The 26630-nt window shown below is 67.5% G+C and carries 23 protein-coding genes; 4 read left to right on the forward strand and 19 right to left on the reverse strand.

Features of this window, described 5'->3' with window-relative positions:
• The first annotated feature begins 18 nt into the window (after positions 1 to 18).
• Both ACSQ1W_RS12140 and ACSQ1W_RS12145 read left to right on the forward strand, forming a co-directional pair.
• Positions 19 to 1671, forward strand: coding sequence for a DNA/RNA helicase domain-containing protein (locus ACSQ1W_RS12140; RefSeq protein WP_436043796.1), 1653 nt, complete (start codon positions 19 to 21; stop codon positions 1669 to 1671).
• A 35-nt stretch (positions 1672 to 1706) separates the two neighbouring features.
• Positions 1707 to 2854 (forward strand): IS3 family transposase gene (locus ACSQ1W_RS12145; protein WP_436043798.1). Its coding sequence is split into 2 segments (ribosomal slippage): positions 1707 to 1959 and positions 1959 to 2854, totalling 1149 coding nucleotides; the frame shifts between segments, so codons are not numbered across the junction.
• A 215-nt stretch (positions 2855 to 3069) separates the two neighbouring features.
• Here ACSQ1W_RS12145 and ACSQ1W_RS12150 read toward each other — a convergent pair.
• The 10 genes from ACSQ1W_RS12150 to ACSQ1W_RS12195 form a co-directional block, all read right to left on the reverse strand.
• Entirely contained in the window at positions 3070 to 3867 is a 798-nt protein-coding gene (locus tag ACSQ1W_RS12150) for a MipA/OmpV family protein (RefSeq protein ID WP_436043799.1), read from the reverse strand.
• A 266-nt stretch (positions 3868 to 4133) separates the two neighbouring features.
• On the reverse strand, positions 4134 to 5465 hold the full coding sequence (locus ACSQ1W_RS12155; protein WP_436043801.1) for a sensor histidine kinase: 1332 nt from the start codon (positions 5463 to 5465) through the stop codon (positions 4134 to 4136).
• Positions 5458 to 6138: a response regulator transcription factor gene (locus ACSQ1W_RS12160; protein ID WP_436046176.1), complete on the reverse strand. Its 681-nt coding sequence runs from the start codon at positions 6136 to 6138 to the stop codon at positions 5458 to 5460. Before ACSQ1W_RS12160 ends, ACSQ1W_RS12155 begins: the two co-directional genes overlap by 8 nt.
• Positions 6139 to 6197: 59 nt before the next feature.
• Entirely contained in the window at positions 6198 to 7184 is a 987-nt protein-coding gene (locus ACSQ1W_RS12165; protein WP_436043803.1) for an aspartyl/asparaginyl beta-hydroxylase domain-containing protein, read from the reverse strand.
• A 97-nt stretch (positions 7185 to 7281) separates the two neighbouring features.
• A complete protein-coding gene (locus tag ACSQ1W_RS12170; RefSeq protein WP_436043805.1) occupies positions 7282 to 10374 on the reverse strand; it encodes an efflux RND transporter permease subunit in 3093 nt (1030 codons plus the stop codon).
• Positions 10371 to 11534, reverse strand: a complete 1164-nt coding sequence (locus tag ACSQ1W_RS12175) for an efflux RND transporter periplasmic adaptor subunit (protein ID WP_436043806.1) — start codon at positions 11532 to 11534, stop codon at positions 10371 to 10373. The genes ACSQ1W_RS12170 and ACSQ1W_RS12175 overlap by 4 nt, the downstream gene beginning before the upstream one ends.
• Before the next feature lie 138 nt (positions 11535 to 11672).
• Positions 11673 to 11978, reverse strand: coding sequence for a hypothetical protein (locus ACSQ1W_RS12180; RefSeq protein ID WP_436043808.1), 306 nt, complete (start codon positions 11976 to 11978; stop codon positions 11673 to 11675).
• A gap of 135 nt (positions 11979 to 12113) precedes the next feature.
• Entirely contained in the window at positions 12114 to 12431 is a 318-nt protein-coding gene (locus ACSQ1W_RS12185; RefSeq protein WP_436043810.1) for a hypothetical protein, read from the reverse strand.
• Positions 12432 to 12551: 120 nt separating this feature from the next.
• Positions 12552 to 12860 (reverse strand): hypothetical protein, encoded by a 309-nt coding sequence (locus ACSQ1W_RS12190; RefSeq protein ID WP_225589489.1) that lies wholly within the window; start codon positions 12858 to 12860, stop codon positions 12552 to 12554.
• A gap of 242 nt (positions 12861 to 13102) precedes the next feature.
• Positions 13103 to 14395 carry an adenylosuccinate synthase gene (locus tag ACSQ1W_RS12195; protein WP_192271998.1) on the reverse strand — a complete coding sequence of 431 codons (1293 nt, stop codon included), beginning with the start codon at positions 14393 to 14395 and terminating at the stop codon, positions 13103 to 13105.
• Between the two features lie 451 nt (positions 14396 to 14846).
• On the opposite strand from ACSQ1W_RS12195, the gene ACSQ1W_RS12200 reads away from it, so the two are divergent.
• Positions 14847 to 15200, forward strand: coding sequence for an endonuclease domain-containing protein (locus tag ACSQ1W_RS12200; RefSeq protein WP_436043812.1), 354 nt, complete (start codon positions 14847 to 14849; stop codon positions 15198 to 15200).
• A 14-nt stretch (positions 15201 to 15214) separates the two neighbouring features.
• Here ACSQ1W_RS12200 and ACSQ1W_RS12205 read toward each other — a convergent pair whose 3' ends face one another.
• From ACSQ1W_RS12205 to miaA, 6 genes are all read right to left on the reverse strand, one after another.
• Positions 15215 to 15400: a DUF2065 domain-containing protein gene (locus ACSQ1W_RS12205; protein ID WP_436043814.1), complete on the reverse strand. Its 186-nt coding sequence runs from the start codon at positions 15398 to 15400 to the stop codon at positions 15215 to 15217.
• Positions 15401 to 15495: 95 nt separating this feature from the next.
• Positions 15496 to 16359, reverse strand: a complete 864-nt coding sequence (hflC, locus tag ACSQ1W_RS12210) for a protease modulator HflC (protein WP_192272004.1) — start codon at positions 16357 to 16359, stop codon at positions 15496 to 15498.
• Entirely contained in the window at positions 16356 to 17480 is a 1125-nt protein-coding gene (hflK, locus tag ACSQ1W_RS12215; RefSeq protein ID WP_436043816.1) for an FtsH protease activity modulator HflK, read from the reverse strand. Before hflK ends, hflC begins: the two co-directional genes overlap by 4 nt.
• 218 nt (positions 17481 to 17698) lie before the next feature.
• The gene (gene hflX / locus ACSQ1W_RS12220; RefSeq protein WP_436043818.1) at positions 17699 to 19039 is read right to left on the reverse strand and encodes a ribosome rescue GTPase HflX; all 1341 of its coding nucleotides are present in this window, start codon (positions 19037 to 19039) and stop codon (positions 17699 to 17701) included.
• 34 nt (positions 19040 to 19073) lie between these two features.
• Positions 19074 to 19352, reverse strand: coding sequence for an RNA chaperone Hfq (gene hfq, locus ACSQ1W_RS12225; RefSeq protein ID WP_192272022.1), 279 nt, complete (start codon positions 19350 to 19352; stop codon positions 19074 to 19076).
• 165 nt (positions 19353 to 19517) lie between these two features.
• Positions 19518 to 20474: a tRNA (adenosine(37)-N6)-dimethylallyltransferase MiaA gene (miaA, locus tag ACSQ1W_RS12230; RefSeq protein ID WP_436043820.1), complete on the reverse strand. Its 957-nt coding sequence runs from the start codon at positions 20472 to 20474 to the stop codon at positions 19518 to 19520.
• A gap of 456 nt (positions 20475 to 20930) precedes the next feature.
• Between miaA and ACSQ1W_RS12235 the strand changes: the two genes are divergently transcribed.
• Positions 20931 to 23405, forward strand: a complete 2475-nt coding sequence (locus ACSQ1W_RS12235; RefSeq protein WP_436043822.1) for a hypothetical protein — start codon at positions 20931 to 20933, stop codon at positions 23403 to 23405.
• An 83-nt stretch (positions 23406 to 23488) separates the two neighbouring features.
• Here ACSQ1W_RS12235 and folP read toward each other — a convergent pair whose 3' ends face one another.
• The 3 genes from folP to ftsH all read right to left on the reverse strand — a co-directional run bounded on the left by folP (position 23489) and on the right by ftsH (position 26584).
• Positions 23489 to 24388: a dihydropteroate synthase gene (folP, locus tag ACSQ1W_RS12240; protein ID WP_436043824.1), complete on the reverse strand. Its 900-nt coding sequence runs from the start codon at positions 24386 to 24388 to the stop codon at positions 23489 to 23491.
• The gene (locus ACSQ1W_RS12245) at positions 24388 to 24585 is read right to left on the reverse strand and encodes a hypothetical protein (RefSeq protein WP_436043826.1); all 198 of its coding nucleotides are present in this window, start codon (positions 24583 to 24585) and stop codon (positions 24388 to 24390) included. Before ACSQ1W_RS12245 ends, folP begins: the two co-directional genes overlap by 1 nt.
• Positions 24586 to 24652: 67 nt before the next feature.
• The gene (ftsH, locus tag ACSQ1W_RS12250) at positions 24653 to 26584 is read right to left on the reverse strand and encodes an ATP-dependent zinc metalloprotease FtsH (RefSeq protein ID WP_436043828.1); all 1932 of its coding nucleotides are present in this window, start codon (positions 26582 to 26584) and stop codon (positions 24653 to 24655) included.
• Positions 26585 to 26630 lie beyond the last annotated feature (46 nt).

Here is a 26630-nt window from a genome sequence, read left to right on the forward strand (position 1 = left end):
GCCAAGGGGAAGGCACGCGTGATCGTTTACCAAGCGACAAAGACCACGTTCCTAGACGACAACGACAACCGGAACATCGAGGACGTCATCAATGCGGCCTACGTCCAGAAGACGGGTCGATACGCGTCCGATGCCGAGTTCAAGTCGTGGGCTGCCTCACTGCGCGAGATGTCGCGGGTTCTTCGCGACCCGCAGATTCCCGACGACATCGGCGTCGGCATTGAGTTCGGCATCCCGCAGACGGCCAAGCGCATCGACTTCATTCTTTCGGGCGAGGACGACACGGGAACACCCCACGTCGTGATCGTGGAACTCAAGCAATGGTCGACCTCGAAGCTCAGCGACAAGGATGGCCTCATCGTCGCCAACCGTGGCGGGCGGTCCGAGACCGAAGGCCCCCACCCCAGCTATCAGGCCTGGTCCTACGCCGCGCTGCTCAACGGCTTCAACGAGGCCGTGTATGAATCAGGCACCGGGCTTCGTCCCTGCGCCTATCTGCACAACTATCGGGATGACGGCATCATCCGCGATGCTCGCTATACCCCCTATCTCGACAAGGCACCGGTCTTCCTGAAGGGCGAGGAAGAACTGAAGCTGCTGCGTGACTTCATCAAGAAGCACGTCAAGAAGGGCGACAAGGGCGAATTGCTCTACAAGATCGAGAACGGCCGCATCCGGCCCTCGAAGATGCTGGCCGACAGCCTGGGCAAGATGCTCAAGGGCAATCAGGAGTTCATCCTGATCGACGACCAGAAGGTCGTCTACGAAACGTGCCTGGCCCGCGCCGAGCAGGCCAGCGAGACCCGGAAGCAGGTCGTCATCGTCAAGGGCGGCCCCGGCACGGGCAAGTCGGTAGTGGCCGTCAACCTGCTGGTCGCCCTGACCAAGCGTGGGCAGGTCACCAAGTACGTCTCCAAGAATGCCGCGCCCCGTGCTGTCTATGCCAAGAAGCTGGCGGGACAGGTCCGGAGAGTGGAAGTCAGCAATATGTTCTCTGGTTCCGGGGGCTTCCACGAAGCGACGCCGAACACGTTCGACACGCTGGTCGTCGACGAGGCCCACCGGCTCAACGCAAAGAGCGGCTTGTACGGGAACCTGGGCGAGAACCAGGTCATGGAGCTTATCCGCAGTGCCAAGTGCACCATCTTCTTCGTGGACGACGACCAGATCGTCACGCTGGCCGACATCGGCCACACGAAGGAGCTGATCCACTGGGCGAACGCCGCTGGCGCCGACATCACCATGCTGGAGCTGAGTTCGCAGTTCCGTTGCAACGGCTCGGATGGGTACGTGGCCTGGCTGGACAACTGGCTCGGCATCCGCGAGACCGCCAACACCGATTTCGATCGCGAGAGCTTCGACTTCCGGATCGTGGACTCCCCGGTGGAGTTACACGACCTGATCCGCGAGAAGAACAAGATTAACAACAAGTCGCGGGTCGTCGCGGGCTACTGCTGGGACTGGAAGAGCAAGAAGGATCCCAACGCATACGACATCGAGATCCCGGAGTTCGGCTACCGGGCGCAATGGAACCTGAGTGTGGACGGGAGCCTATGGATCACCGCCGATAAATCCGTTGAGCAGGTTGGGTGCATTCACACCTGCCAAGGGTTGGAGCTGGACTATGTGGGAGTGATCATTGGCCCGGATGGTACGCCCCCGATTCCGTAGACACCTGATAGTGTCTTTTGAGGATCGGAGGATCTATGGCGAGCAAGCGATTCACAGACGAGTTCAAGGCCGAGGCGGTCAAGCAGGTCAGCGAGCGCGGTTACCCCGTCACTGAAGTTGCCGAGCGACTCGGCGTGTCATCGCACAGTCTGTACGGCTGGCTTCGTGAGCGCGGGATAAGTCGCGAAGTGCGCAAGGCCAAGAAGAGCGTGGACCTTGTCCAAGAGAACGCCCGGCTGCGTGCCGAGCTGCGTCGCGCCGAAGAGGAGCGCGACATCTTAAAAAAGGCCGCCGCGTACTTTGCCAAGGGGTAAGGGCAAGGTACGCCTTCATGCAGGCCCATCAGCAGCAGTTTCGGGTCGTGACGATGTGCCGGGTGCTCAAGGTAGAGCGCAGCGGTTACTACGCATGGCTGAAGTGTCCGCAGTCGGCACGTGCCAAAGAAGATGCTCGCCTGTTGGCGTACATCGAGGAGTCTTACCTGGCCTCCGGTGGCGTGTACGGCAGTCGTAATGTGCACCGCGATCTGACCGAAGCCGGCGAACGTATTGGCCGTAAGCGGGTGGAGCGATTGATGCGGCAGAAGGGACTGCGCTCGGTGCGCTCTCCGCTGCGTCGCAGATACAAGGGCGGTAAGCCTGCAGTCGTGGCGCCCAATCGCTTGCAACGACAGTTCACGGTCAAGCAACCCGACCTTGCCTGGGTCACCGACATCACTTACCTGCGCACCGCCGAAGGTTGGTTGTATCTGGCCGTGGTGATCGACCTCTACTCGCGCGCGGTCATTGGTTGGTCGATGAAATCCAGCTTGGCGCGCGAACTGGCGATGGATGCTTTGCTGATGGCTATCTGGCGTCGTCGACCCACATCGGAGGTCGTCATCCACTCCGACCAGGGCGTGCAATACGGCAGCGACGACTGGCGTCGCTTTTGCCGCGAGCACGGCTTGGAAGTCAGCATGAGTCGTCGTGGCAACTGCTGGGACAACTCAGTGGCTGAGTCGTTCTTCAGCAGCCTGAAGAAGGAGCGCGTACGCGGCAGGGTCTATAGCAGTCGCGAAGAAGCGCGCAGCGACGTGTTCGATTACATCGAGGTTTTCTACAATCGACAGCGCCGCCATGGACATCTGGGAGGCCTTGCCCCAATGATGTTTGAGGCGGCTAACTCAAAACAAAGCCCCTAACCGTCTACGAAAGCGGGGGCGTACCACCTGGCGTGCGGCGCTTTGTGAAGCACTTGCAGGTTCAGACTGGTACGTCCGAACTGGATTCCTAGGATAAGCGTGCGGCGCGTACATCCGTACTGCTCCGGGGCGATCAAAGCGCATCAACAACAAGGGCAAATGAGGGGCGACATTTACGCAGCCCCTCACCGATTGCTACAAGTAGATTGTGCGCCTCAAAACCCCCGCGACAGCCCAATGAAGATCGAGGCGTTGCTGTCGGTGTCCCGCTCCAGCAGGGGGCTGTCGGACAGTTCGTCGGGCAGGCGGCTGTACTTGGCGAAGCTCATGATCGACCACTTCTCACCGATCGGGCGGAAGTAGCTGAAGCCGATGTGCGGCACCGTCACCGCATCCGGCTTGTAGTTCACCACCCCCCGCGCCACCTCCTCCTTCAGCGTGCCGTAGTAGTAATTGGCCAGATCGTCCGACTGCCAGGTCACGCCCACCTGCGGCGTCAACTGCCCCTTGCCGATCTGGAACGGATACCCGTACTGCAGCGACAGCTCCTGGCCCTCGCTGGTGCCCGTCGCATCGGCCAGCAACTCCACGTCCAGCTCGCCACCGCGGCCCTTCCACTTCGCCGCCATGCCCACGTCGAAACCCTTGTCGCGGTCTTCCAGCTGACGGTAGTCGATGCCGTTGCGCGCCAGCTCGACGCGGCCCAGATCCTTCACGTCGAACCCGTCGAACCGGAACTTGCCGATCGCCGCCAACTCGAACGCATCGTTGTCGATGAACTTCCAGCCCGCGGTGATGCCCTGGAAGAAGAACCGCTCGCCGTTGTACGTCACCAGCGGGATCGGCATCACGTCCGAACCCTCGCCCGCGTACTGGCCGTTCTTGATCATCGCGCCCAGCCCCACGCTCCAGCGCGGCGGACCGCCTTCGGGAGGACCGTCGCCATCGCCGGCCTGGGCGAACGCGACGGACGACATGCCGGACAGCAGCACGGACAACAGGAGCTTCTTCATGGGATGCAGGACCTCGTCTTGGGTGGGATGGGGCGTCCGCGTGGGGGAACCTGCGCGCGAAAACGCAGGGTGCGAACGTCCAACCCAGAATGGCGAGGCGATGTCGCTGCAATGTCGTACCTGGCGGCGCGGCGCTGAACGGATCCTGTCGCCCGCCCCTGCCCCACCCATCGCGTCACCGCACCGGCGTGCGAACGCGAAGCGCGCAGAAACGACAACGCCTGCCGACAACGCGGCAGGCGTCGATGCAGGTCGGACGCGTGGACTTACAGCGGGATGACGCTGGCCGACACGTCCAGGTGCGCGCGCGTACCGGCGACGGTGCCGGCGTCGATGGCCAGGCGCCAGCCGAAGCGCTCGCAGATGCGGCCGATCAGGAACAGGCCCAGCCCCTGCCCGCGCGTGGGCGCCGCATGGCGCAGGCTCTCGCGGTAACGGCGCGCGGCTTCGACCGGATTGAAGCCGCTGCCCGAATCGACCACCGCGATGACGCCGTGCGACAGCGTCACTTCCACATAGCCCGCCTCGGTGTTCTCGATGGCATTGCGGATCAGGTTGCTGACCGCGATGCGCACCATCGCTTCCGGCGCGGCCAGATAGGTCGGCGGCAACTCACCGACCCGCAGCTGCGCGCCCCGCCCCGCCAGCAGGTGCTCGTGGTCCTCGACGATCCGCGGCAGGCACTCGTGCAACGCCGTGACCTCGGCGGGCTCGCTGCCGTTCTCCGGCTCGCGCGCCAGGTACAGCAGCGCCACCATGGTTTCGGACAAGCCTTCCACCGCATGCTCGATGCGCGCAAGCGCCGGTTGCGAGGTGTCGGGCAGCGACATCTGCTTGAGCACGTCGACCGCGCCGGCAATCACCGCGATGGGCGTGCGGAACTCGTGGCTGGCCTGGTCGAGCAGGCTGCGCTCGCGTTCGATGAACTGGCCCACGCGCTCCAGGTGCACGTTGCTGGCCTGCGCGATGACCTGGATTTCCTCGCGCAGGTAGGTGGTCGGCAGCCGCGACGTGCTGTCGCGCGGATCGATGGCCTGCATGCGGTCGGCCAGGTCGCGGACCGGGCGCACCAGGTTGGCGTGCAGCCACGCGATCACCGCCCAGATCATCAGCGCGAACGACAACGCCCACACCAGGCTCCACCACGACGTGCGGTTCTGCTGGTCCTCGATAGGCCCGATGTCGAGTTCGGTGACCAGCCGGCCCGGCGGCAGGTCGACGACCACCGCATGGAAACTGCCGTGGCCATCGAAGTCTTCGAGCTCGGTGAAGTTGCGGAAGCCGTTCTCGGTGGAGTATTCGCCCGGCGGCAGGTCGGCCAGGTAGTCCGGCGCCGAGGTCGACGCACCGGGCGCGATGTACCACGAGCGCACCAGCCCCTCCTGCGGCAGCGCGTCGCCCGCGCGCACCCGCGCCGCGTGCTCGTCCGACACTTCACGCAACAGGTCGGCCCAGTAGCGGTGCTCGATCAGGCCCTGGCTGCTGAAGTTCTGGAACGTCAGCGAGGTCATCATGATCAGCCCGAACACGACCAGCGCGACGGTGATGCCCCCGTGCACGCCGCGCGGCTTGAGGACGCGGGCGAAGAACCTATTCAAGCACGCACAACCGGTAGCCGGTGCCGGGCACCGTATGCAGCAGCGTGGTTTCCGGCGCCTGTTCCAGCGCACGCCGCAGCACGTACATGTGCGAGCGCAACAGGTCGGTGCCGGGTACTTCGTCGCCCCACGCCGCGCGTTCCAGCTTCGCCCGCGACACCACCTGCGGGCTCTCGCGCATCAGCAGCTCAAGCAGGCGCCGGCCGGTGCGCGTCAGCACGATGCGGCGATCGCCGCGGTGGATCTCCATGGTGCCCATGTGGAACTGCAGGTCGCCGACGGTGAGGACATCGTCCGGTGCGGCCGACTGGCGCAGGCGCGCTACCAGCGAGCGCAGGCGCACTTCGATCTCGGGCAGCGCCACCGGCTTGACCAGGTAGTCGTCCAGGCCGGACTCGAAGCCGTCGATCTTGTCGCTCAGCTGGTCGCGTGCGGTCAGCATGATCACCGGCACCTTCTTCTTCGCCTCGCCGCGCAGGCGGCGCAGCACGGTCAGGCCGTCCAGGCGCGGCAGGTTCCAGTCCAGCACGATGGCGTCGTAATCCTTCGATGCCGCCAGGTGCAGGCCGGACAGGCCATCGGGCGCGGCATCCAGGTTGTGGCCGCAGCCTTCCAGGTAGTCGTAGAGGTTGGCCGCGAGCTGCGCGTTGTCCTCGATGATCAGGATCGACAGGGAGTCCCTGCTCATGGCTCGTGCGCCTCGGGATGGGCTGGCAGAAAGTCGCGCATGGTTCAGTACACCGCCGCGAGGCCCGCGCGCTCGATCCACTGTAGCACGGCGAAAACGGGCAGGAAGGCGAGCAGCAGGAGCATCGCGTTCAACGAATACTTCAGCAGCACGTACAGGCCACGATGCTGCGCTTTCAGCACCACGGCACGCGTGCGCAGCGGCGCAACCGACGCGAACACGGCGGTCAGCACGCCGCGCCGGTCCTCGCCGGTATTGGGCACGGCCAGCGCGCGCGCCAGCTGCGAGTACAGCCGGTTGAAGGCGCGGCCGAGCGGATTCATCGGACGCTCCACGTCGCACATCAGGATCAGCCGCAGCGTGTCGGTGTCGTTGCGGGCGTAGTGCGGATAGGTTTCGTCGAACACGAAGTCGCGGCCGTCGCGCCACGACAGCGCCTGCCCGTCCACGTTGATGAAGCAGGCATCGTCGTTGGGCGTGACCAGGCCCAGGTGGTAGCGGAACGAACACGCCAGCGGATCCGAGTGCAGCGTCAGTTCCGCACCCGGCGGCAGCACCGAGAACATCGCCGCGCGGATGCCCGGCACCTGCGCCAGCAGCCACAGCGTTTCCGGGCACAGCCGCTGCGCGGAGGCGTGCGGCGTGCCGTACCAGCGCAGGTAGAACTTGCGCCAGCCGCGCTTGTAGAACGTGCGGAAACCGAGATCGTGGTAGCCGGCCGAGCCGGGCTGGCTGGTCGCCTCCAGCGCACCGCTGGCGTACAGCGCCAACGCCTCGCTGCGGATGCGCGGCCAGTGCGCACGCAGGATGGAGATACCATCCAGGTAGGCACTGTCGATCACCGGCCGCCGCGCGGCGCGGTGCGTGGCCAGGTACAGCAGGCAGTTGAACGGCGCGAACACCGGCCAGCTCTTGCGCAGGTATTCGCCGAAGCCGGCGTAACGCAGGCGGCCACGCCAGCGGTAGACGTAGGCGACGGACGCCACCGCGTAGAGGGCGAGCGCGGTCAGCGCGAGCGTGCTGACGTTCATGACAGATCCCCGAAGTAAAAAGGCGCGGACGGGGGCGCTTGCCTGACCCCCGCCGCGCAAGAAGGACCTGCCCCGATGCGCGTCCCGCCCATCGTCTTCATGCACCCGCCTCCACCGCCGCCGCGTCCGCGGGACGACGCGCGGCGACCGCACGACGCACGCGGCCGATGGCGTCGTCGACCAGGCTGTAGACCACCGGCACCACCAGCAGGCACAGCACGGTGGAGGTGATCAGCCCACCGATGACGACGATCGCCATCGGCGCACGGAAACTCGGATCGGCACCGATGCCGAGCGCGACCGGCAGCATGCCGGCGCCCATCGCCAGCGTGGTCATCACGATGGGACGCGCGCGCTTGCGGCAGGCATCGACGATGGCATCGCCGAGCGCCATGCCGTGGTCGCGGCGCGCGATGACGATGTAGTCCACCAGCAGGATCGAATTCTTGCTGGTGATGCCCATCAGCATGATCAGCCCGATCATCGACGGCATCGACAGCGAGGCGCCGGTCAGGAACAGCGCCAGGAACGCGCCGGGAATGGCCAGCACCAGCGCCACCAGCACCGTCAGCGGCTGCGCGAAGTCCTTCAGCAGCAGCACCAGCACGGCGTAGACGCAGAAAATGCCGGCCAGCATCGCCACGGCGAACCCGACCACCAGTTCGCCCATCACCTCGGCCTCGCCGGTGGCGGCATGGGCCACGCCGCGCGGCAGGTTGCGCAGGCTGGGCAGCTTGTCGGCGGCGGCTTCGACATCGCCCAGCGGCTGTCCGTTGAGCTCGACCGCGAACTCGACGTTGCGCATGCGGTCGTAGCGCGTCAGCTCCGACGGGCCGGTCAGCAGCTGCAGGTCGGCGACGCTCTCCAGCGGTACCGGTCCGCGCGCGCCGGGCACCGGCAGGCGGCGCAGCGTGTCGAGATCGTCGCGGCCACGATCGGCCAGCCGCACCACCACCGGCACCTGCCGCTCACTGAGGTTCAACTTGGCCAGGTCCTGGCGATAGTCGCCGGCGGTGGCGATGCGCAGCGTTTCGGCGATGGCGGCGGAGGTCACGCCGAGGTCGGCGGCGCGGGCGAAGTCGGGCCGCACGACCAGTTCCGGACGCACCAGGCTGGCCGACGAGGTCACCGCGCCGACGCCGGGAATGCCGCGCAGTTCGCGTTCGACCACCGCGGCATGGCGCGCGAGCGCGGCACCGTCCTCCGAGGTCAGCACCAGTTCGTAGCCCTCGTCGTCGCCCCCGCCGACGCGGATGCGCGCACCGGGCAGGTCGAGCAGATCCTCGCGCAGGCGCGCTTCGATCTGCTGCCGCGTGAGGTCGCGCTCGCCGCGCGGCGCCAGGTTGGCGGTGAGCGTGGCGCGGGTGACGGTGCCGGGCTGCGCGTCCTCGCCGGGTCCGCCACCGCCGCTGCTCGCGCCGATGGCGGTGTAGACCGAGACCACCTCGGCATGCGCGGCGATCAGGTCGCGGGCACGTTCGGCCAGCGCACGCGTGTCCTGCAGCGTGCTGCCCGGCGGTAGGGTCAGCGTCACCTGCGCCTGGTTGCCGTCGTCGGCGGGAATGAATTCGCCCGGCAGCAGCGCGGCGACGCCGAGCCCCGAGACCACCAGCAGCGCCGCCGCCGCGGCGGTCGCCGCGCGATGGCGCAGGCAGAGCCCGACCAGGTCCAGGTAACGCGCCAGCCAGCGCGGCGGCGCGTGCACCTTCTTCGGCGCCTTCAGCAGGTAGGCCGCCATGGTCGGGGTCAGCATGCGCGCCACCACCAGCGAGAAGAACACCGCCACCGCCGCGGTCCAGCCGAACTGCACGAAGTACATGCCGACCTCGCCGCCCATCAGCGAGGTGGGCAGGAACACCGCGATCAGGGTGAACGTGGTGGCCACCACCGCCAGCCCGATCTCGTCGGCGGCTTCGGTGGCCGCACGCATCGGCGTCTTGCCCATCAGCAGGTGGCGCTCGATGTTCTCGATCTCGACGATGGCGTCGTCGACCAGCACGCCGACCACCAGCGACAGCGACAGCAGCGACACCGTGTTGAGGCTGAAGCCCATCAGGTGCATCACCGCGAACGTCGGGATGGCCGACAGTGGCAGCGCCACCGCGGCGATCAGCGTGGCGCGGCCATCGCGCAGGAAGCAGAACACCACCAGCACCGCCAGTGCGGCGCCTTCGTACAGCAGCATCATCGAGCCGTGGTAGTTCTCGGCGATGGGCGTGACGTGGTCGACCGCCTCGGCGAAGACGATCTCCGGATGCGCGGTGCGCAGTTCGTCGATCACCGCACGCGAGGCCTCGGCGACATCCAGTTCGCCGGCACCGCGCGAGCGCAGCACGTCGAAGGCGACCACCGGACGCCCGTCCATCAGCGCCATCGAGCGCGGCTCGGCGACGGTGTCGGACACGTCCGCGACCTGGTCCACGCGCAGGCGGCGACCGTCGCTCAGCGACACGTCCAGCCGCGCGATGTCCTGCGCCGCCTCGACCGTGGCGATGGTGCGCACGGACTGCTCCGCACCGCCGACATCGATGCGGCCGCCGGAGGCTTCCTGTTGCAGCTCGCGCAGCTGCCGCGACAGATCGGCGGCGGTGGCGTTGAACGCCAGCAGGCGCACCGGATCGAGTTCGACGCGGACTTCGCGGTCGACGCCACCGACGCGCGAGACCGCGCCGACACCGGGCACGGCCAGCAGCTTCTTGCTGACCTGGCTGTCGACGAACCATGACAGCGCTTCGTCGTCGCGCGTGGCCGAGGACACGGTGTAGGTCAGCACCGGCGCCGCGGCCAGTTCGCGCTTCCTGATGATCGGGTCCTGCAGGTCCGCGGGCAGATGGGCGCGGGTGGCGGAGACGGCGTCGCGCACGTCGTCCATTGCCTCCTGCACCGGCTTGCCGACCTGGAACTCGGCGGTGATCGTGGCCACGCCGTCGGTCAGCGTGGTGACGAGATGCTTGAGGCCCTGCACGTTGGCCAGCGAGTCCTCGATCCTGCGCGCGACATCGTTCTCCAGCTGCGCCGGCGACGCGCCCGGCAGAGCCGCCGTCACGGTGATGACGGGGAAGTCGATGTCGGGGAAGTTCTGCACCTTCATCGCCAGGAAGCCGCCGATGCCGGCCAGCGTCAGCAGGATGAAGAGCAGCGTGGTGGCGACCGGGTTGTGGATCGACCAGGTGGAGACGTTGAGGTTCACAGGGCGCCCCGCGCCAGCGCTTCGGCATTCGTGCGCGCCGCGCGGGACACGCGCGCATCGGCGGCATCCGGCGCCGCGTCGACCACGCGCACGGTGTCGCCTTCGCTGAGGAAGCCCAGGCCGGCGGCGATCACCGCATCGGTGGCCGCCAGGCCGGAGACGATTTCGATGCGGTCGCCGATGCGGCGGCCCACGGCGACCTTCTTCGCGACCACGTCCGACGCCGGACCGACGCGCATCACGTAGTGGAAGCCGTCGCGCAGCAGCACGGCGCCCTGCGGCAGCGTCAGCGTGGCGGCCTCGCGCACGTCGATGTGGCCGGTGACGAACGCGCCGGCACGCAGCGCGTCGTGGCGCGGCAGGTCGACGTAGACCAGACCGCTGCGGGTCTGCGTGTCGATGTCGGGCGCGATCATCCGCAGCGTGCCGCGCACCTCGTCGTGTCCGGGCAGGCGGATCCGCACGTCCTGGCCCACGGCGAGCGCGTCGAGATCGGCGACGGCGACCGCGGCGCGCCATTCCAGCCGGCCGTCCTTGATCATGCGGAACAGCTCCTGCCCCGCCGGCACCACCGCGCCGACGGTGGCGGTGCGCACGGTGACGATGCCGTCGGCGGGCGCGAGCACACGCGTCTGCGCCAGTCGCTTGCGCTGGCGTTGCTCGGTGGCGCGCGCCGCCTGCAGCCGCGCCTGCGCCACCGCGGACGCGGCGACGTACTGCTCGACCTGCTGCCTGGACATCGCGCCGGAGCCGTCGAGCAGCGTCGCGCGCCGTGCATTGCCGGCCGCCTCCAGCGACTGGGCCTGCGCGACGGCGACGGCCGCGACGGCTTCGGCCACATCGGCTTCCACCAGCGCTGGATCGAACGTCGCCAGGATCTGGTCGCGACGGACGCTGTCGCCGACGTTGACGCGCACCTCGGTCAGGCGCAGCGCATCGGTATCGGCGCCGATGCTGGCTTCCTGCCAGGCGGCGATGCTGCCGCTGGCCGGCACGCGCACGGGCAGCGTGTCGATGCTGGGTCGGGTCAGGCTGACCGACAGCACCGGCGCGGGGTCGGCCGGTGCCGCCGAGGCGTCATCGCGGCCGACACCGAGGGCGATCAGGACGACCGCGACGACGGCCACGACCAGGACGAGAGCGATGCGACCGCGCTTCATGGGGAAGGAATTCCTCGGACTCCGGTTCCACAGCGCGCATCGACGCGCCGCGGCAGCACGCGGAATGGCGTGTGCGCGGCGGATGATGGAGGGGGGATGTCGTGGGAATGTCGCGCGGTGCGACGACGCGACGCAGGCTCAGTCGCGCAGCGTCAGCGTGGGATTCTCATCGATGGTGCCGTCTTCGTTGACCACGACGAAGCGGTCGCCTGCGCGATTGAACAGCACGGGGATCGGGGTCTTGAACAGCGGACGACGGACGAACTTCAGGTGCCAATGGAAGGTTTCCATCGTCTGCACGGTGGCCTGCTGCTCCGGCGTCAAGCCGGCCAGCAGCGTGGCGTCGTCCATCGCGTGGGCGTCCTTGCGGCGCTCGGGCGTGCGGGGGGCGGTGCCGGCGGTATCCGGCTCGGAGGGGTCGCGGGGGCGTTGCGGATCCGACATCCGGTGGGGGGCTCCTGATGGCGTGGACGAACACGCGCGCCACCGGCGCACGCAGGGTTACACCCTGTATCGGCCGACAGGAACAAAACGTGAGGGCGGAGATGCGACAGCTAGGTCCGGTTCAGCGACGCGGCATCAGGCCCGCAGTTGCAGCGTGGGTTGTTCGTTGAGCGTGCCGTCTTCCTCGATGACCACGTAGCGCGTGTCCTCGCGGTCGAACAGCACCGGAATGGGCGCCTGGAACAGCGGGCGACGCACGAAGGCCAGCCGCCACTGGAAGATTTCCAGGGCTTCCAGCGTCATCAGCTGCGCAGGCGTCAGGCCCGTGCGCAACGCATCGGTGTCCGGCGCCGGCACGGCCTTGCGGCGTTCGGCGGGGGTGGACGCCTTCGCCGGCGCGGGCGAAGACCAGGGGCCGGTGATGACGGCGGCTCGGGCGGCACTACGGTACATGGGGGAAACTCCAACGATGGCTGGCGACACCTGGTATCCGTAACGGCCGCGGACGGCCGCTATTTAGGGTCGTGATGACGATGCAAGACGTGTGCCGGACCCGCAGGTCGGCGAATGCGCTCATTGGCGCAAGGTCAGCGTGGGGTGTTCGTCGATGCTGCCGTCTTCGCGGATCACCACGTAACGGGTCCCGGTGCGGTTGAACAGCACCGGGATGGCGGCCTTGAACACGGGCCAGCGCACGAATCCCAGGCGCCACTGGAAGCTTTCCATCGTCTCCAGCGTATCGAGTTGCGCGCGCGACAGGCCCGAACGCAGGGCGATGGGGTCGTTCGCAGACGTGTCGTCGCGACGATCGAGGAGGGTGGCCGCGGTCGCGGCATCCTCCGTCTCCAGGTCGTCGTGCGCGCGGTCGTTGGGGTCGAGCATGGGAATGGCTCCATGGAAAACAGGCGCGCGCACGCACGGACGGCACGGAGCGGCCGACGCAGGCACAACCAGGGAAAGGGATCTCCAGCGGCGTGGCGCCGCTTCACGCGGCCCGCCATCGATGCATAAAAAAAGCCCCGCATCCGCGGGGCTTCCTTTCAATGCGGCGTGCATCCGTGCACCCCTGTTATGTCGCGTTGCCACGCGGCGACAGGACACCCTGCGCCCGGACGTACGCTCCGTTACGCGAACGGATCCTGCAGCACCATGGTGTGGTCGCGGTCGGGACCGGTGCTGACGATGGCCAGCGGGCAACCGGACAGTTCCTCCAGCGCACGCAGGTAGGCACGCGCGGCCGGCGGCAGCTTGTCCCACTCGGTGACGCCGTGGGTGTTCTCTTCCCAGCCCGGGAACTCCAGGTACACCGGCGTGCACTCTTCCCAGCCGGCGGCATCGAGCGGTGCGTACTCGGTGCGCTTGCCGCGGTACTCGTACGCGATGCAGATCTTCAGCTTCTCCATGCCGTCCAGCACGTCGAGCTTGGTGATGCACAGGCCGGAGATGCCGTTGATGGCGACGGCGCGCTTCAGCGCGACGATGTCCATCCAGCCGCAGCGGCGCGGACGGCCGGTGGAGGCGCCGTATTCCTGGCCACGGTCGCGGATGCCCTGGCCGACTTCGTCGTCCAGTTCGGTCGGGAACGGACCGCCGCCGACGCGCGTGGCGTAGGCCTTGCAGATGCCCAGCACGTAGTCGATCGCGTCCGCGCCCACGCCGGTGCCGGCGAACGCGCCGCCGACCGTGGTGTTGGAACTGGTGACGTAGGGATAGGTGCCGTGGTCGATGTCCAGCAGCGCACCCTGCGCGCCTTCGAACAGCACGCGCTTACCCTGCTTGCGCAGGTCGTGCAGGATGCCGGCGACGTCGGACTTCATCGGCTGCACGTACTCGCCGAAGGCCAGCGCTTCGTCGTAGGTCTTCTGGAAATCGACCGGCTCGACGTTGAGGTACTTGGTCAGCACGAAGTTGTGGTAATCCAGCGCGGTGCGCAGGAGCTCTTCCAGCTGCTTCGGATAATGCAGGTCGGCCACGCGGATGCCGCGACGCGCCACCTTGTCTTCGTACGCCGGGCCGATGCCGCGGCCGGTGGTGCCGATGGCCTTGCCGCCGGCGGCCTTCTCGCGGGCCTGATCGAGGGCGATGTGGTACGGCATGATCAGCGGCGTGGCCGGCGAGATCTTCAGGCGCGAACGCACTTCCACGCCCGCCGCTTCCAGCTCCGCGATTTCCTTCATCAACGCGGCCGGCGACAGCACCACGCCGTTGCCGATCAGGCACAGCGCGTCGGGACGCAGGATGCCGGACGGGATCAGGTGGAGAACGGTCTTCTTGCCACCGATGACCAGCGTATGGCCGGCATTGTGGCCACCCTGGAAGCGGACGACGGCACCGATTTCCTCGGTGAGCAGATCGACGATCTTGCCCTTGCCTTCATCGCCCCACTGGGCGCCGAGAACGACGACTGACTGACCCATGACGGGTAACTCCTCGATTGTTGGCGGCCATCGGGGCCGCCGGAAGGGGTCGCGCTGGTCCGCAGCGCCGTTGCTGCCGGCAGGCTCCATCGGGGAGCCGCCCGCCACGCCGGGCCCAGACACGGAAAAAGCCGGCGGTCTTCCCACGCAGGGAGCCCGTCCGGCTTTTGTGCATTATCCGGGTTTATGGGGACGGGGGCTACCCTGCCGGCCCTGGCGCCTTGGGTGTTCAGGAATGGCGCGAAAGGCGACCCCTCATCCGCCTTCGGCCTCTTCCTCCCGCACGCCGGGCGAAGGGAACAGCCTGGCGCCCTCCCTTCTCCCTGCAACGCGGGGAGAAGGTGCCCGGAGGGCGGATGAGGGGCGCCTTCCTATCCGATAACGCGCTCTTTCCCGATTCTGCCTACAACGTTCCCCAACGAGGCTGATCCTCCTGCATGGAGATCGCCCGATGCGCAGCACCCTTGATCACGAGCGCGAACGCCACCTGCGTCGCGAACAGACCGAAGCCGAGCGTGCGCTGTGGTGGCAGCTGAGGAACCGTCGCCTGCTGGGGTGGAAATTCCGCCGCCAGCATCGTATCGGACGCTACTTTGCCGACTTTGCCTGCCTGGAAGCGGGGCTGGTGATCGAGCTGGATGGAAGCCAGCAGCTGGACTGCGTGGCACACGACGCAGCGCGCACCGCCTGCCTGAAACGTGCGGGCTTCGATGTCCTGCGGTTTTGGAACGATCAGGTGTTGCGCGAGACCGAGGCGGTGTTGATTGCGATCACCATCGCGCTTGCCTCTGTCGGCGGACGATGACGTTCAAACGATCGTCAGTGCTTCACCCACCACAGCAGCGTCAGCCCGAAGACCAGGATGAAACCGCCCACCGCGCGCACCTGGCCGTCGGACATCCGCAGCAGTTGCACGACGGCGCGCTTCCAACTGGCCGGGATGGCGAACAGCACCAGGCCTTCGAGGATGGCGACCAGGCAGAGAGCGGACCAGAGTTCGGACATGAGTGGGGTTCCGGGCGTGCCAGCAACGGCGAGGCGATGAAGACAGGAGGCTGAAACGGCACCGGCCGCCTCGTGGGCGGCCGGTGCGGGACTGCTCAGCGATCGCTGCGCATGTACTGGAGGAACGGATCGTCCTTGTCCAGCACGATCACGCCCTGTCCGTCCTTGAACGAGGTGCGGTAGGCCTCGAGGCTGCGCTGGAAGGCGTAGAACGACGCATCGCGGCCGGCGGCGGCACCGTAGATGCGGGCGGCTTCGGCATCGCCTTCGCCGCGCAGCTTCTGCGCATCGCGCTCGGCCTCGGCCAGCAGCACCGCGACATCGCGGTTGGCCTGCGCCTCGACGATGCGCGCCTGCTCCGCGCCCTGCGCGCGCAACGCGCTGGCCACCTGCGTGCGCTCGGCGCGCATGCGGTTGTAGACCTGGTCGATGACTTCGCTGTCGGTGGGCAGGTCGATCTGCTTGAAGCGGATGTCGACCACCTGCATGCCCAGGTTCTTGGCGCCGGCGTTGATGCCCGGCAGCTGCTTCTCGATCAGCTCGTTGCGGTTGCCCGACACCAGCTGGGTCAGCGTGCGCGAGTTGATCTCGTTGCGCAGCGACTCCTTGATGATCGGCGCCAGGCGCTCGGTGGCCAGCTCGGCCTGGCCGCCGGTCGCGCGGTAGAAATCCGCTGCGTTGACGATGAAGCCGATGGCGATGAAGTCGACGCTGACGTCCTTGCGCTCGGAGGTCAGCGAACGCTCGGGCGGGAACTCGTTGGCGGTGAAGCGGCGGTCGAAGACGCGCGCGGTTTCCACCAGCGGCAGCTTGAAATGCAGGCCGGGGCCGATCTCGCTGCGCACCACGCGGCCGAGGTTGAGCACCAGGCCCACCTGCCCTTCGCGCACGACGTACACCGAACCCATCAGGCCCAGCAGCACGGCCACGAGGATGCCGACGATCAGGGAATTCCTCATGGCTGCGCCTCCTCACGGCCGGCCGGGCGTGGGCTACGCGCCGAATTGCGGGAACTGGATGGAGTGCTTTCGACCTGCGGCAGCACTTCGGTGGGAATGACGCCGGCCGGCGGCTGCGCCGTGGCCGGCGCGTTGCCCATCGGCACGTAGATCAGCTGACGGCTGTCGCCGCCGACCACCTTGCGGTTGCCGGCGAGCACCTGCTGCACGGTATCCAGCCACAGGCGCTTGCGGGTGACTTCCGGGGCGTTGCGGTACTCGTCCAGCAGCAGGCTGAAGCGGGTCGCGTCACCGGTCGCCTTGGCGATGGCGGCAGTCTTGTAGCCTTCGGCCTGCGTGCGGATCTGCTGCGCGTCGCCGCGCGCCTCCGGCACGATGCGGGCCGCGACGGCACGCGCCTGCGACACCAGGCGCTCGTTTTCCTGCTGGGCGCTGTTGACCTCGTCGAACGCCGGCTTGACGGCTTCCGGCGGACGCGCGTCCTGCAGGCTCAGTTCGGTGACGACCAGGCCGGTGCGGTAGGCCTCGAGCGAGGCCTGCAGCGCGGTACCGGCGGTGGCGGACAGCGGACCACGGTTGTTCAGTGCGGCGTCGAGGTCGGAGCGGCCGATCACTTCGCGCACGGCGCTCTGGGCGGTCTGTTCCAGCACGCGGGTGGCGTCGGTGGTACCGAACAGGAACAGCTTGGGGTCGCCGACGCGGTACTGCACGTTGAACGATACGGTGATGATGTTCTCGTCGCGCGTCAGCACCGGCAGGCTGTTGCTGAAGGTGCGCACGCCGGTGGCGTTGACCTTGGTGACGCTCTCGATCGGCCAGGGGAACTTGAAGTTCGGGCCCGGCTGCATGGTGCGCGCGTACTGGCCGAAGCGCAGTACGACGCCACGGTCCTGTTCGCCGATCAGCTGGAAGCTGGAGAACAGCACCAGCAGGCCGATACCAAGCAGTACCCAGCGCAGCGGATTGCCACCGCCGCCGACACCGCCGAACAGGCTGCGCAGACGTTCGATCACGTCACCGATGCCGCCGCCTCCCTGCGGGTTGCGCGGCTTCCAACTGTTGTTCCGGTTGCCGTTGTTGCCAGATCCGCCGCTGCCGCTGCCAGGGGTGTTCCAGGCCATGCCCACTCCATTCTGAAAGATTCGCGCGGCCGGGGCCGGCGCAGGTTTCGATTCTACTAGATAGGGGCGGCCTGGCCGGGAGGCAAGGCCGGGAGGTCATGCCTCCGACCTTTGTAAGAGCGACGTCAGTCGCGACCGTGGACATTCCGTGCCGGGGCAATCGACGCAGGTAATCCAGCCGTGCGGTCGCGACTGACGTCGCTCCTACAGATGCCCCCCTACTGCCACTCCTCCCGCTCCGCCTGCGGCAGCAGGGCTTCCAGCGGGTGTCCGCCGGCCTGCGAGGCCAGGCGCTGGGCGTCGGCCAGGGCGAGGTCGACGGTGACGCGCCAGCCGTTTTCTTCGAAATCCTCGGCCAGCACGGCGCCCAGTGCATGCAGGCGCGAACGCAGGCGCGCGGAGTTCGCCGGCAGATGCAGTTCACCGCGCACGCGCTGGAAACCCAGCCGCTGCGCCAGCGCGCCCTTCAGCAGGTCGATGCCGACGCCATCGCGCGCGGACAGCCACACGCGCTCGCGTCCCATGCCGGCACTGGGCGCCTCGCCTTCGTCGACGCCGGGATCGGGCTGGTCGTGGCGCGGAGCGGCGCCTTCGATACGGTCGATCTTGTTGAAGACCAGCATCTGCGGCAGGTCGCCGGCGCCGATCTCCTGCAGCACCTCGTCGACCTGCGCGATGCGCTCCTCGCGGTGCGGGTCGGCGGCATCGATGACGTGCAGCAGCAGATCGGCCTCGCGCGCCTCGCTCAGCGTTGAGCGGAAAGCCGCCACCAGTTCGTGCGGCAGGTCGCGGACGAAGCCGACGGTATCGGCCAGCACCACCGCACCGCCGGGCAGGTCGATGCGGCGCACGGTCGGGTCCAGCGTGGCGAACAGCTGGTCGGCCGCGTAAGCCTCGGCACCGGTCAACACGTTGAACAAGGTGGACTTGCCGGCATTGGTGTAGCCGACCAGCGCCACGCGCGGCAGTTCGCTGCGCACGCGGGCGCGGCGCATCTGGGTGCGCTGCACTTCCACTTTCTCCAGTCGCTTCTGCAACTGCTCGACCCGCTTCTGCAGCAGGCGGCGGTCGGTTTCCAACTGCGTTTCGCCGGGACCCCGCAGGCCGATGGAGCCGCCGCGCTGGCGCTCGAGGTGGGTCCAGCCGCGCACCAGGCGCGTGGCCATGTGGCGCAGCTGTGCCAGTTCGACCTGCAGCTTGCCTTCGTGGCTGCGCGCGCGCTGGGCGAAGATGTCGAGGATCAACCCGGTGCGGTCCAGCACGCGACGCTGCAGGAGTTTCTCCAGGTTGCGTTCCTGGCCCGGCGACAGGGGGAAGTTGACCAGGATCAAGTCGGCGCCAGTGGCGTCGGCCGCGGCCTTCACCTCTTCCAGCTTGCCGCTGCCGATCAGCGTGGACGGATTGGGCCGGTCGATGCGCGCGGTGAGCAGCGCGGCGACGGTGGCGCCGGCCGAGCGCGCCAGGTCGCTGAATTCCTCGGTGATGCCGTCGTCGGGACGGCCGCCGGCATGCGGCTGGATCAGCAGCGCATGCTCGCCCTTGCGGGATCTTTCAAACAATGGGGTCGTGCCTCTTCAAGCGAGGCACGCATTATCACGCGGTTTCGTCTTCGCCGCCTTCCGCGTCCTCGTCACCCTGCTGCACGTAGCCGCCACCCGGACCCACGCGCACGTTGCGCGCCGGCACCACGGTGGAAATGGCGTGCTTGTAGACCATCTGGCTGACCGTGTTGCGCAGCAGGACCACGAACTGGTCGAAGGATTCGATGGTGCCCTGCAGCTTGATGCCGTTGACCAGGTAGACCGACACCGGGACGCGCTCGCGCCGCAGTGCATTCAGGAAAGGATCCTGCAGGGATTGCCCCTTGGACATGACGTACTCCCGCCTTGCGTTCTTATAGGTATGTAGTGGTGCCGTGCCGGGCCGACGACCTGCTCCCCTGTCGTCCCGGAACCCCGATGTTACACAACATCGGCCCCGCGGGGCGTGCCAAGTCAGGCAACTGGTCCCAATTCCGGAGAATGCGCCCCGAAGGGCTCACGATGCCGGCAGGAACAACCGCAATGCCGCGTCCAGGCCGGCGCGATCGACGGCAGGGTCGAACCAGCGCGCGTCCCGTTCCCCACGCAACCAGGTCAGCTGACGCTTGGCGAGCTGGCGCGTGGCGGCGATGGCGCGCTCGCGGAACGCCGCAGCGTCGCCCTGCCCGTCCAGAAACTCCCAGGCCTGGCGATAGCCCACGGCGCGCACCGCGGGCAGGTCGAGCGGCCCGACCACGGCCTGCATGCCGGGCAGGGCGCGCAGGCGACGGACTTCGTCAAGGAAGCCCTGTCCGAGCATCAGGTCGAAGCGCCGCTCGATGCGTGCATGCAGGACGGCGCGATCGCCGGGTGCCAACACCAGCTTCATCACCCGGAACGGCAGGCGTGCGCCGCGCGACTCGCGCTGCCACTGGCTGATCGGCGTGCCGGTCAGCCGATACACCTCCAGCGCCCGCTGGATGCGCTGGGGATCGGTGGCATGGATGCGGGCCGCCGCCACAGGATCGATCTGGGCCAGTTCGGCATGCAGTGCAGGCCAGCCGCGGGTCGCCGCCTGCGCAGCAAGGTCGGCGCGCACGGCAGCATCGGCCGCTGGCATCGCCGCCAACCCCTCGAGCAGGGCCTGGAAATAGAGGCCGGTGCCGCCCGCCAGGATGGGCAGGCGGCCACGCGCAGCGATGTCGTCCAGTGCACGTCGTGCGTCCTGCGCGAACTCGGCAGCGGAGTACGCCTGCCAGGGTTCGCGCACGTCGAGCAGATGGTGTGGCACGCGGGCCTGCTCGTCGGCGGTGGGCTTGGCAGCCCCGATATCCAGGCCGCGATAGACCAGCGCCGAATCCACGCTGACGATTTCGCCGCCGAAACGTTCGGCGACCTCCAGTGCGAACGCCGTCTTGCCCGAGGCGGTCGGACCCATGATGGCGATGGCAGGCGGACGAAGGTCGAGTGGCATGCGGCATTCTCGCATCCCCCTTCGGGGTGTGCCGTGCGAGACCCGCGTCATCGTGTCGCACATTCGGCCCCCGCCTTGCGCCAGCGCGACCACGCCTCACCGGGGGCGCGATGGAATCACCGGAACATCCCGTTGTCATGCGGGCGACGCAAGATCCGCATAGGTGACTGGCTTAATGCAGTGTGAGGACGCGCAGCCCTGCAATCGAACTGTCGTCGCACTACCGGGATACCCGTGTCGATTAAGTGTGGCGCAGTACTCGATATCGAAAACTGCGTCTGGCTATTTCCATGAACCCGGATATCCTTCCATCGCGCGTGAAGGGTCCGATGTTTGGATTTCTCCACACGGATCGACGGGGGCGCCCTGCGGGGTGCGTGACGATCCGCCGCATACCCACCGCATGAGACCTGCATCTCCGGCGTGCCGCATGGCATGGCCGCGGACGCTGGAGGCATGCACGTCATTCCCCCGAAGACGCACATCCGCATGATCCGAAATGCCCTCGGCACTTTCCGTATCCCTTCCCTGGCTCTGGGATTCGGCCTTCTGCTGTCCGCCTGCGACGGTAGCCAGTCCTCCCTTGAGGATGCATCGGCCGTCACTGCCGACAGCGCCGCCCTGACCTCACCGGCGCCTGCCGCGCGGGTGACCGCATCGGCCGTCGCGGCCGCCGCGGTGGAATCCTCGGCAGTGTCCACACCCGTCATGTTCGTCACCCAGGTGCCGACCGCGGGCGCCGACCGCTTCTCCAGCCGTCTTGCCGCGTTCGCCAACCATATGGGCGACCTCGGATCCGCGCCCCGTGGCGGCGACCTGATGATCCGCTACCCGGACGGTTCGCTGCGCAACCTGACGAAGGAAGCCGGCTACGGCATGGAAGGCCAGCAGGGCGCCAACGCGATCGCCGTGCGCGAACCCACTGTGCACTGGGATGGCCGCAAGGCGGTCTTCAGCATGGTGGTCGGGGCGCCGACGCGCCAGTACGGCACGGTCAACGTCAAGTGGCAGCTGTACGAGGTAACCAACCTCGCCCAGGGCCAGACGGCCGTGATCACCAAGGTGGCCAACCAGCCCACCGGCTACAACAACATCTCGCCGCTCTACAGCAGCGACGACCGCATCCTGTTCACCTCCGACCGCCCCCGCAGCGGCGAGGCGCACCTGTATCCGCAGCTGGACGAGTACGAGAGCACGCCCACCGTCGTCGGCATCTACAGCCTCACGCCGTCCACCGGCGAACTGCGCCTGCTCAACCATGCCCCGAGCGGCGCGTTCTCGCCGACCATCGACAGCTATGGCCGCGTGATCTTCACCCGCTGGGACCACCTGCAGCGCGACCAGCAGGCGGACGCCGGCAGTTTCGGCGACTTCAACTACGCCAGCGAAGCCGTGGGCGCGGCCAACGTCGGGCGCCAGGCGGAAGTCTTCCCCGAGTCCCGCAACGGCATGACGTCAGCGGCCTACGGCCGCATCAACGGCTTCACCTTCAACCTGTTCTCTCCCTGGCAGATGAACCAGGACGGCACCGAAGAGCTGACGCTCAACCATATCGGCCGGCAGGAGTTGTCGTTCGGCTATCTGACGCGCTCGTTCGCCACCGATTCGGCGCTGTCGGACAACACGAACACCTCGATCATCGCCAACAAGAAGTACATCCGCAACGACGGCGGCATCTTCCAGATCCGCGAAGATCCTCGCACGCCGGGCACGTACTACGGCATCTATGCGCGCGAGTTCGGCTCGATGACCAGCGACCAGATCGTGCGCTTCACCGGTGCGCCCACCTTGAACGCCGAGCAGATGAAGGTCGAAGACGCTTCGCCCGCCGCGGTCAACAACAGCCTGTCCGGCGGCCGGTTCCGTAATCCGCTGCCGACCAGCACCGGCCACATGGTGTCCACCTACACGGCCAGCGCGACCACCGGTAACAACACCTCGTTCCGCCTGTACCAGCTGCGCACGGACGCGTCCGGCATGCTGATCGCCGGCAGCCCGCTGACGCCCGGCATCAGCAAGTCCATCACCTGGTGGAATCCCGACTCGCTGTCGTCCTTCAACGGCGTGCTGTGGGAACTGGAGGCCGTCGAGGTGGTGGCGCGTACGCGTCCGACCGGAAGTGCGGCCGCCGCTGCGCTGGAAGCGCCGGAACGCGCGGTGCTGGCCGAAGAGCAGGTCAACGAGGCGGCCCTGCGCCAGTGGCTGAAGACCAACAATCTGTCGCTGATCGTCACCCGCAACCAGACCAGCCGAGATCGCGGCGACACGCAGCAGCCGTTCAACCTGCAGGTCCCCGGCGGTGCGAAGACCGCCAAGGCCAGCGGGCGCGTCTACGACATCTCCCACTACCAGGTCCTGCAGGGCAACCAGGTCCGCGCCTACAGCAACTTCAACAGCGGCCGCCGGGTGATCGCGCAGCCGATGGCGGCGAACAGCAACAATGTCGCCAACCCCAGCGGTCCGGCGGGCAGCGTGAAGATCGCCGCCGACGGCTCGACGGCCGTGTTCGTGCCGGCCAATCGCGCGCTGACCTGGCAGACCACGGATGCCAACGGCGAAGCCATCGTGCGCGAGCGCGTGTGGGTGACGATGCAGCCCGGCGAAATCCGCACCTGCGCCGGCTGCCATGGCGAGAACAGCGTGAACCAGGCCAACGGCGCGGAAGCCACCAACAAGCCTGAGGCCCTGCGTGCGCTGCTGCGGCAGTGGAAGCAGGCGACGGGCGGCAGCCCGACGCTCGTCAACGGTTCGCAGCCCCTGACTCCGACCCGCAGCACGAGCGCGACATCGCAGCCGGTCGCGGCCGGCAGCGCTGCCGTCACCCCGACGGTTTCCACGCTGTCCACGGCGGTGATCGAACAGACGCGTCCGCTGTCCCGTGGTACCGCCGGCACGCCGCAGCGCACGGCCCGCGCAAGCCTGACCCGTTGAACGGTACCCGGCGCTTGCCGCCGGGGATCTCCAACCCTACCCGCCAGCGGCGCATGCCCTGGCGGGTTTTTGTTGGGCGCCTGTCAGTCGTCGTCGGGCCAGCGGATCGTTGGCGCGGCGGTCGCCTGTCGCGGTAGCGGCACCGCGGCGACGGCGCTCCAGACCTTCAGTGCATCCACCGTCGCAGCCACGTCATGCACGCGCACGATGCGGGCGCCGCGTTGCGCGGCAATCAGGTGCGCGGCCACGGAGCCGGATACCCGCGCCGCCGGCATGTCGCGGCCGGTGAGCTGGCCGATGCTGCGCTTGCGCGACAGGCCAGCCAACACCGGCACCCCCAGTTCGACGAAGCGCTCCAGTTGCGCGAGCAACTGCAGGTTGTGCGCGGTGTCTTTGCCGAAGCCGAAACCCGGATCGACGACGATGCGCTTCTTCGGAATACCCGCCATCTCGGCGGCGAAGATGCGCTCGGCGAGGAAACGGTGGACCTCGCCGACGACGTCACCGTACTCCGGCGCGACCTGCATCGAACGTGGCTCGCCCTGCATGTGCATCAGCACCACCGGCACGCCGAGCGCAGCCGCCGCGTCGAGTGCACCCTCGCGGCGCAGCGCACAGACATCGTTGATCATGCCTGCGCCCGCCTCCACGGCGGCACGCATCACCTCGGGCTTGTAGGTGTCGATGCTGATCGGGACGGCCACGCGGGCGGCGAGCTGCTCGATCACGGGGACCACGCGACGCAGTTCCTCTTCCAGCGACACCTCGCCGGCGCCCGGCCGCGTCGATTCGCCGCCGATGTCGAGCAGGTCGGCGCCCTCTTCCACGAGCTTCAGGGCATGTGCAACGGCGGCAACGGCGGTGTCGTGCGCACCGCCATCAGAGAACGAATCCGGGGTGACATTGACGATGCCCATCACCTGCGGGCGATCCAGTTTCAGCACACGGCCGGCGCAGTCCAGCGTTGGGGTGGTGTCGAACATCACTTCTTCCCATCCCGATCGTCTTCGCGGGACGCGACGCCCGAGCCCACGGCGAACGCGACACCCAGCCCAAGGCCGATGGCGATGCCCGCGCCCAGGTTGTCCATCGCCGTGCCGATCGCGATACCGATCGCGACGCCCGCGCCAATGCCGACCGGCAGCATCGGGTACTTCGGACGCTTGTCGTTGTCTGCCATGGAACCCCGCGCAAAGAAAAAGGCCAGACATCAGTCTGGCCTTTCGTCATCGCACTGGCAACGCGCCTCAGGTCTGCGCGGCAGGCCCCCCGATCGGCGGCAGCGGACGCGACTCGGACTTGTCGTCGTCCTTGCCGCTCTTGTTCCAGCCCATCGGCGGCGGCGGATCGCGGCCTTCCATGATGGCGTCGATCTGCGGCGCATCGATGGTCTCGTACTGCAGCAGCAGGTTGGACATCGTGTGCAGCTTGTCGAGGTTGTCGGTGAGGATCGTCTTGGTCCGTGCGTACGCGCGGTCCAGGATCAGGCGCACGACTTCGTCGATCTTGCGCGCGGTTTCGTTGGAGACGTTCTTGTGCTGCGTCACCGAGCGGCCCAGGAAGACTTCGTCCTCTTCCTCACCGTAGGCGATCGGGCCCATTTCGTCGCTCAGGCCCCACTTGGTGACCATGTTGCGGGCCATCTTGGTGGCACGTTCGATGTCGTTGGACGCGCCGGTGGTGACCTTGTCGGCACCGAAGATAAGCTCCTCGGCGACACGGCCGCCGTACAGCGAGCACAGCTGCGATTCGATGGCCACGCGGTTCAGCGAGTACTTGTCGCCTTCCGGCAGGTACATGGTCACACCCAGCGCGCGACCGCGCGGAATGATGGTGACCTTGTAGACCGGGTCGTGCTCCGGCACCAGGCGGCCGACGATGGCGTGGCCGGCCTCGTGGTAGGCGGTCAGCGTCTTCTCGTCCTCGCTCATCGCCATCGAACGGCGCTCGGCACCCATCAGGATCTTGTCGCGGGCGCGGTCGAAGTGGTCCATGCGGACTTCCTTCGCATTCTCGCGGGCGGCGAACAGCGCGGCTTCGTTGGCGAGGTTCGCCAGATCGGCGCCACTGAAGCCAGGTGTGCCACGGGCGATCACCATCGGCTCGACGTCATCGGCCAGCGGCAGCTTGCGCATGTGCACGCGCAGGATCTGCTCGCGGCCCTTCACGTCGGGCAGGCCCACGACGACCTGGCGATCGAAACGGCCCGGACGCAGCAGCGCCGGATCCAGCACGTCGGGGCGGTTGGTCGCGGCGATCACGATGACGCCTTCGCCGCCCTCGAAACCGTCCATCTCGACCAGCAGCTGGTTGAGGGTCTGCTCACGCTCGTCATGACCGCCGCCCAGGCCGGCGCCACGATGGCGGCCGACGGCGTCGATCTCGTCGATGAAGATGATGCACGGCGCGTGCTTCTTGGCCTGCTCGAACATGTCGCGCACGCGGCTGGCGCCGACGCCGACGAACATCTCGACGAAGTCCGAACCAGAGATGCTGAAGAACGGCACCTTGGCCTCGCCGGCGATGGCCTTGGCCAGCAGCGTCTTGCCGGTACCCGGCTGACCGACCATCAGCACGCCGCGCGGGATCTTGCCGCCCAGCTTCTGGAACTTGCCGGGATCGCGCAGGAACTCGACCAGCTCGCCGACTTCTTCCTTCGCTTCATCGCAGCCCGCGACATCGGCGAAGGTCACCTTCACCTGGTCCTCGCCCTGCAGCTTGGCGCGCGACTTGCCGAAGGACATCGCGCCCTTCGCGCCGCCACCGCCCCCCTGCATCTGCCGCATGATGAAGATCCAGAAACCGATGATCAGCAGCACCGGCAGGAAGTTCAGCAGGATAGTGGTCAGGCTGAGGCCGCTCGGCGGATCCTTCTGGATGATCTCGACCTTCTTGGTGCGAAGGTCGTTGATCAGGTCGCGGTCGAACGGCGCGTTGATGGTCTTGGCTTCGCCGTTGCGCAGGGTGTAGGTGATTTCACCCACGCCGCTGCGGGCGTCGCCACCGAACTCGACGCGCTGCACGTTGCCGCTATCGACCTGGTCGAGGAAGTTCGAATAGGTGGTGCCGCCGGCCATGGCCGCGGTGCTGCCACCCTTCGGCGAGAAGCTCTGGAAGACGACCATCAGCACGACGGCGACGACTACCCACAGCAGCAGATTCTTGGTCAGGTCGTTCATCCGCATCGGCTCCGCTGTTCCTCTTTGCTCATTCGCACGTTACGTC

It is taken from the genome of Pseudoxanthomonas sp. LjRoot143 (genome assembly GCF_964252945.1).
GTDB lineage: Bacteria > Pseudomonadota > Gammaproteobacteria > Xanthomonadales > Xanthomonadaceae > Pseudoxanthomonas_A.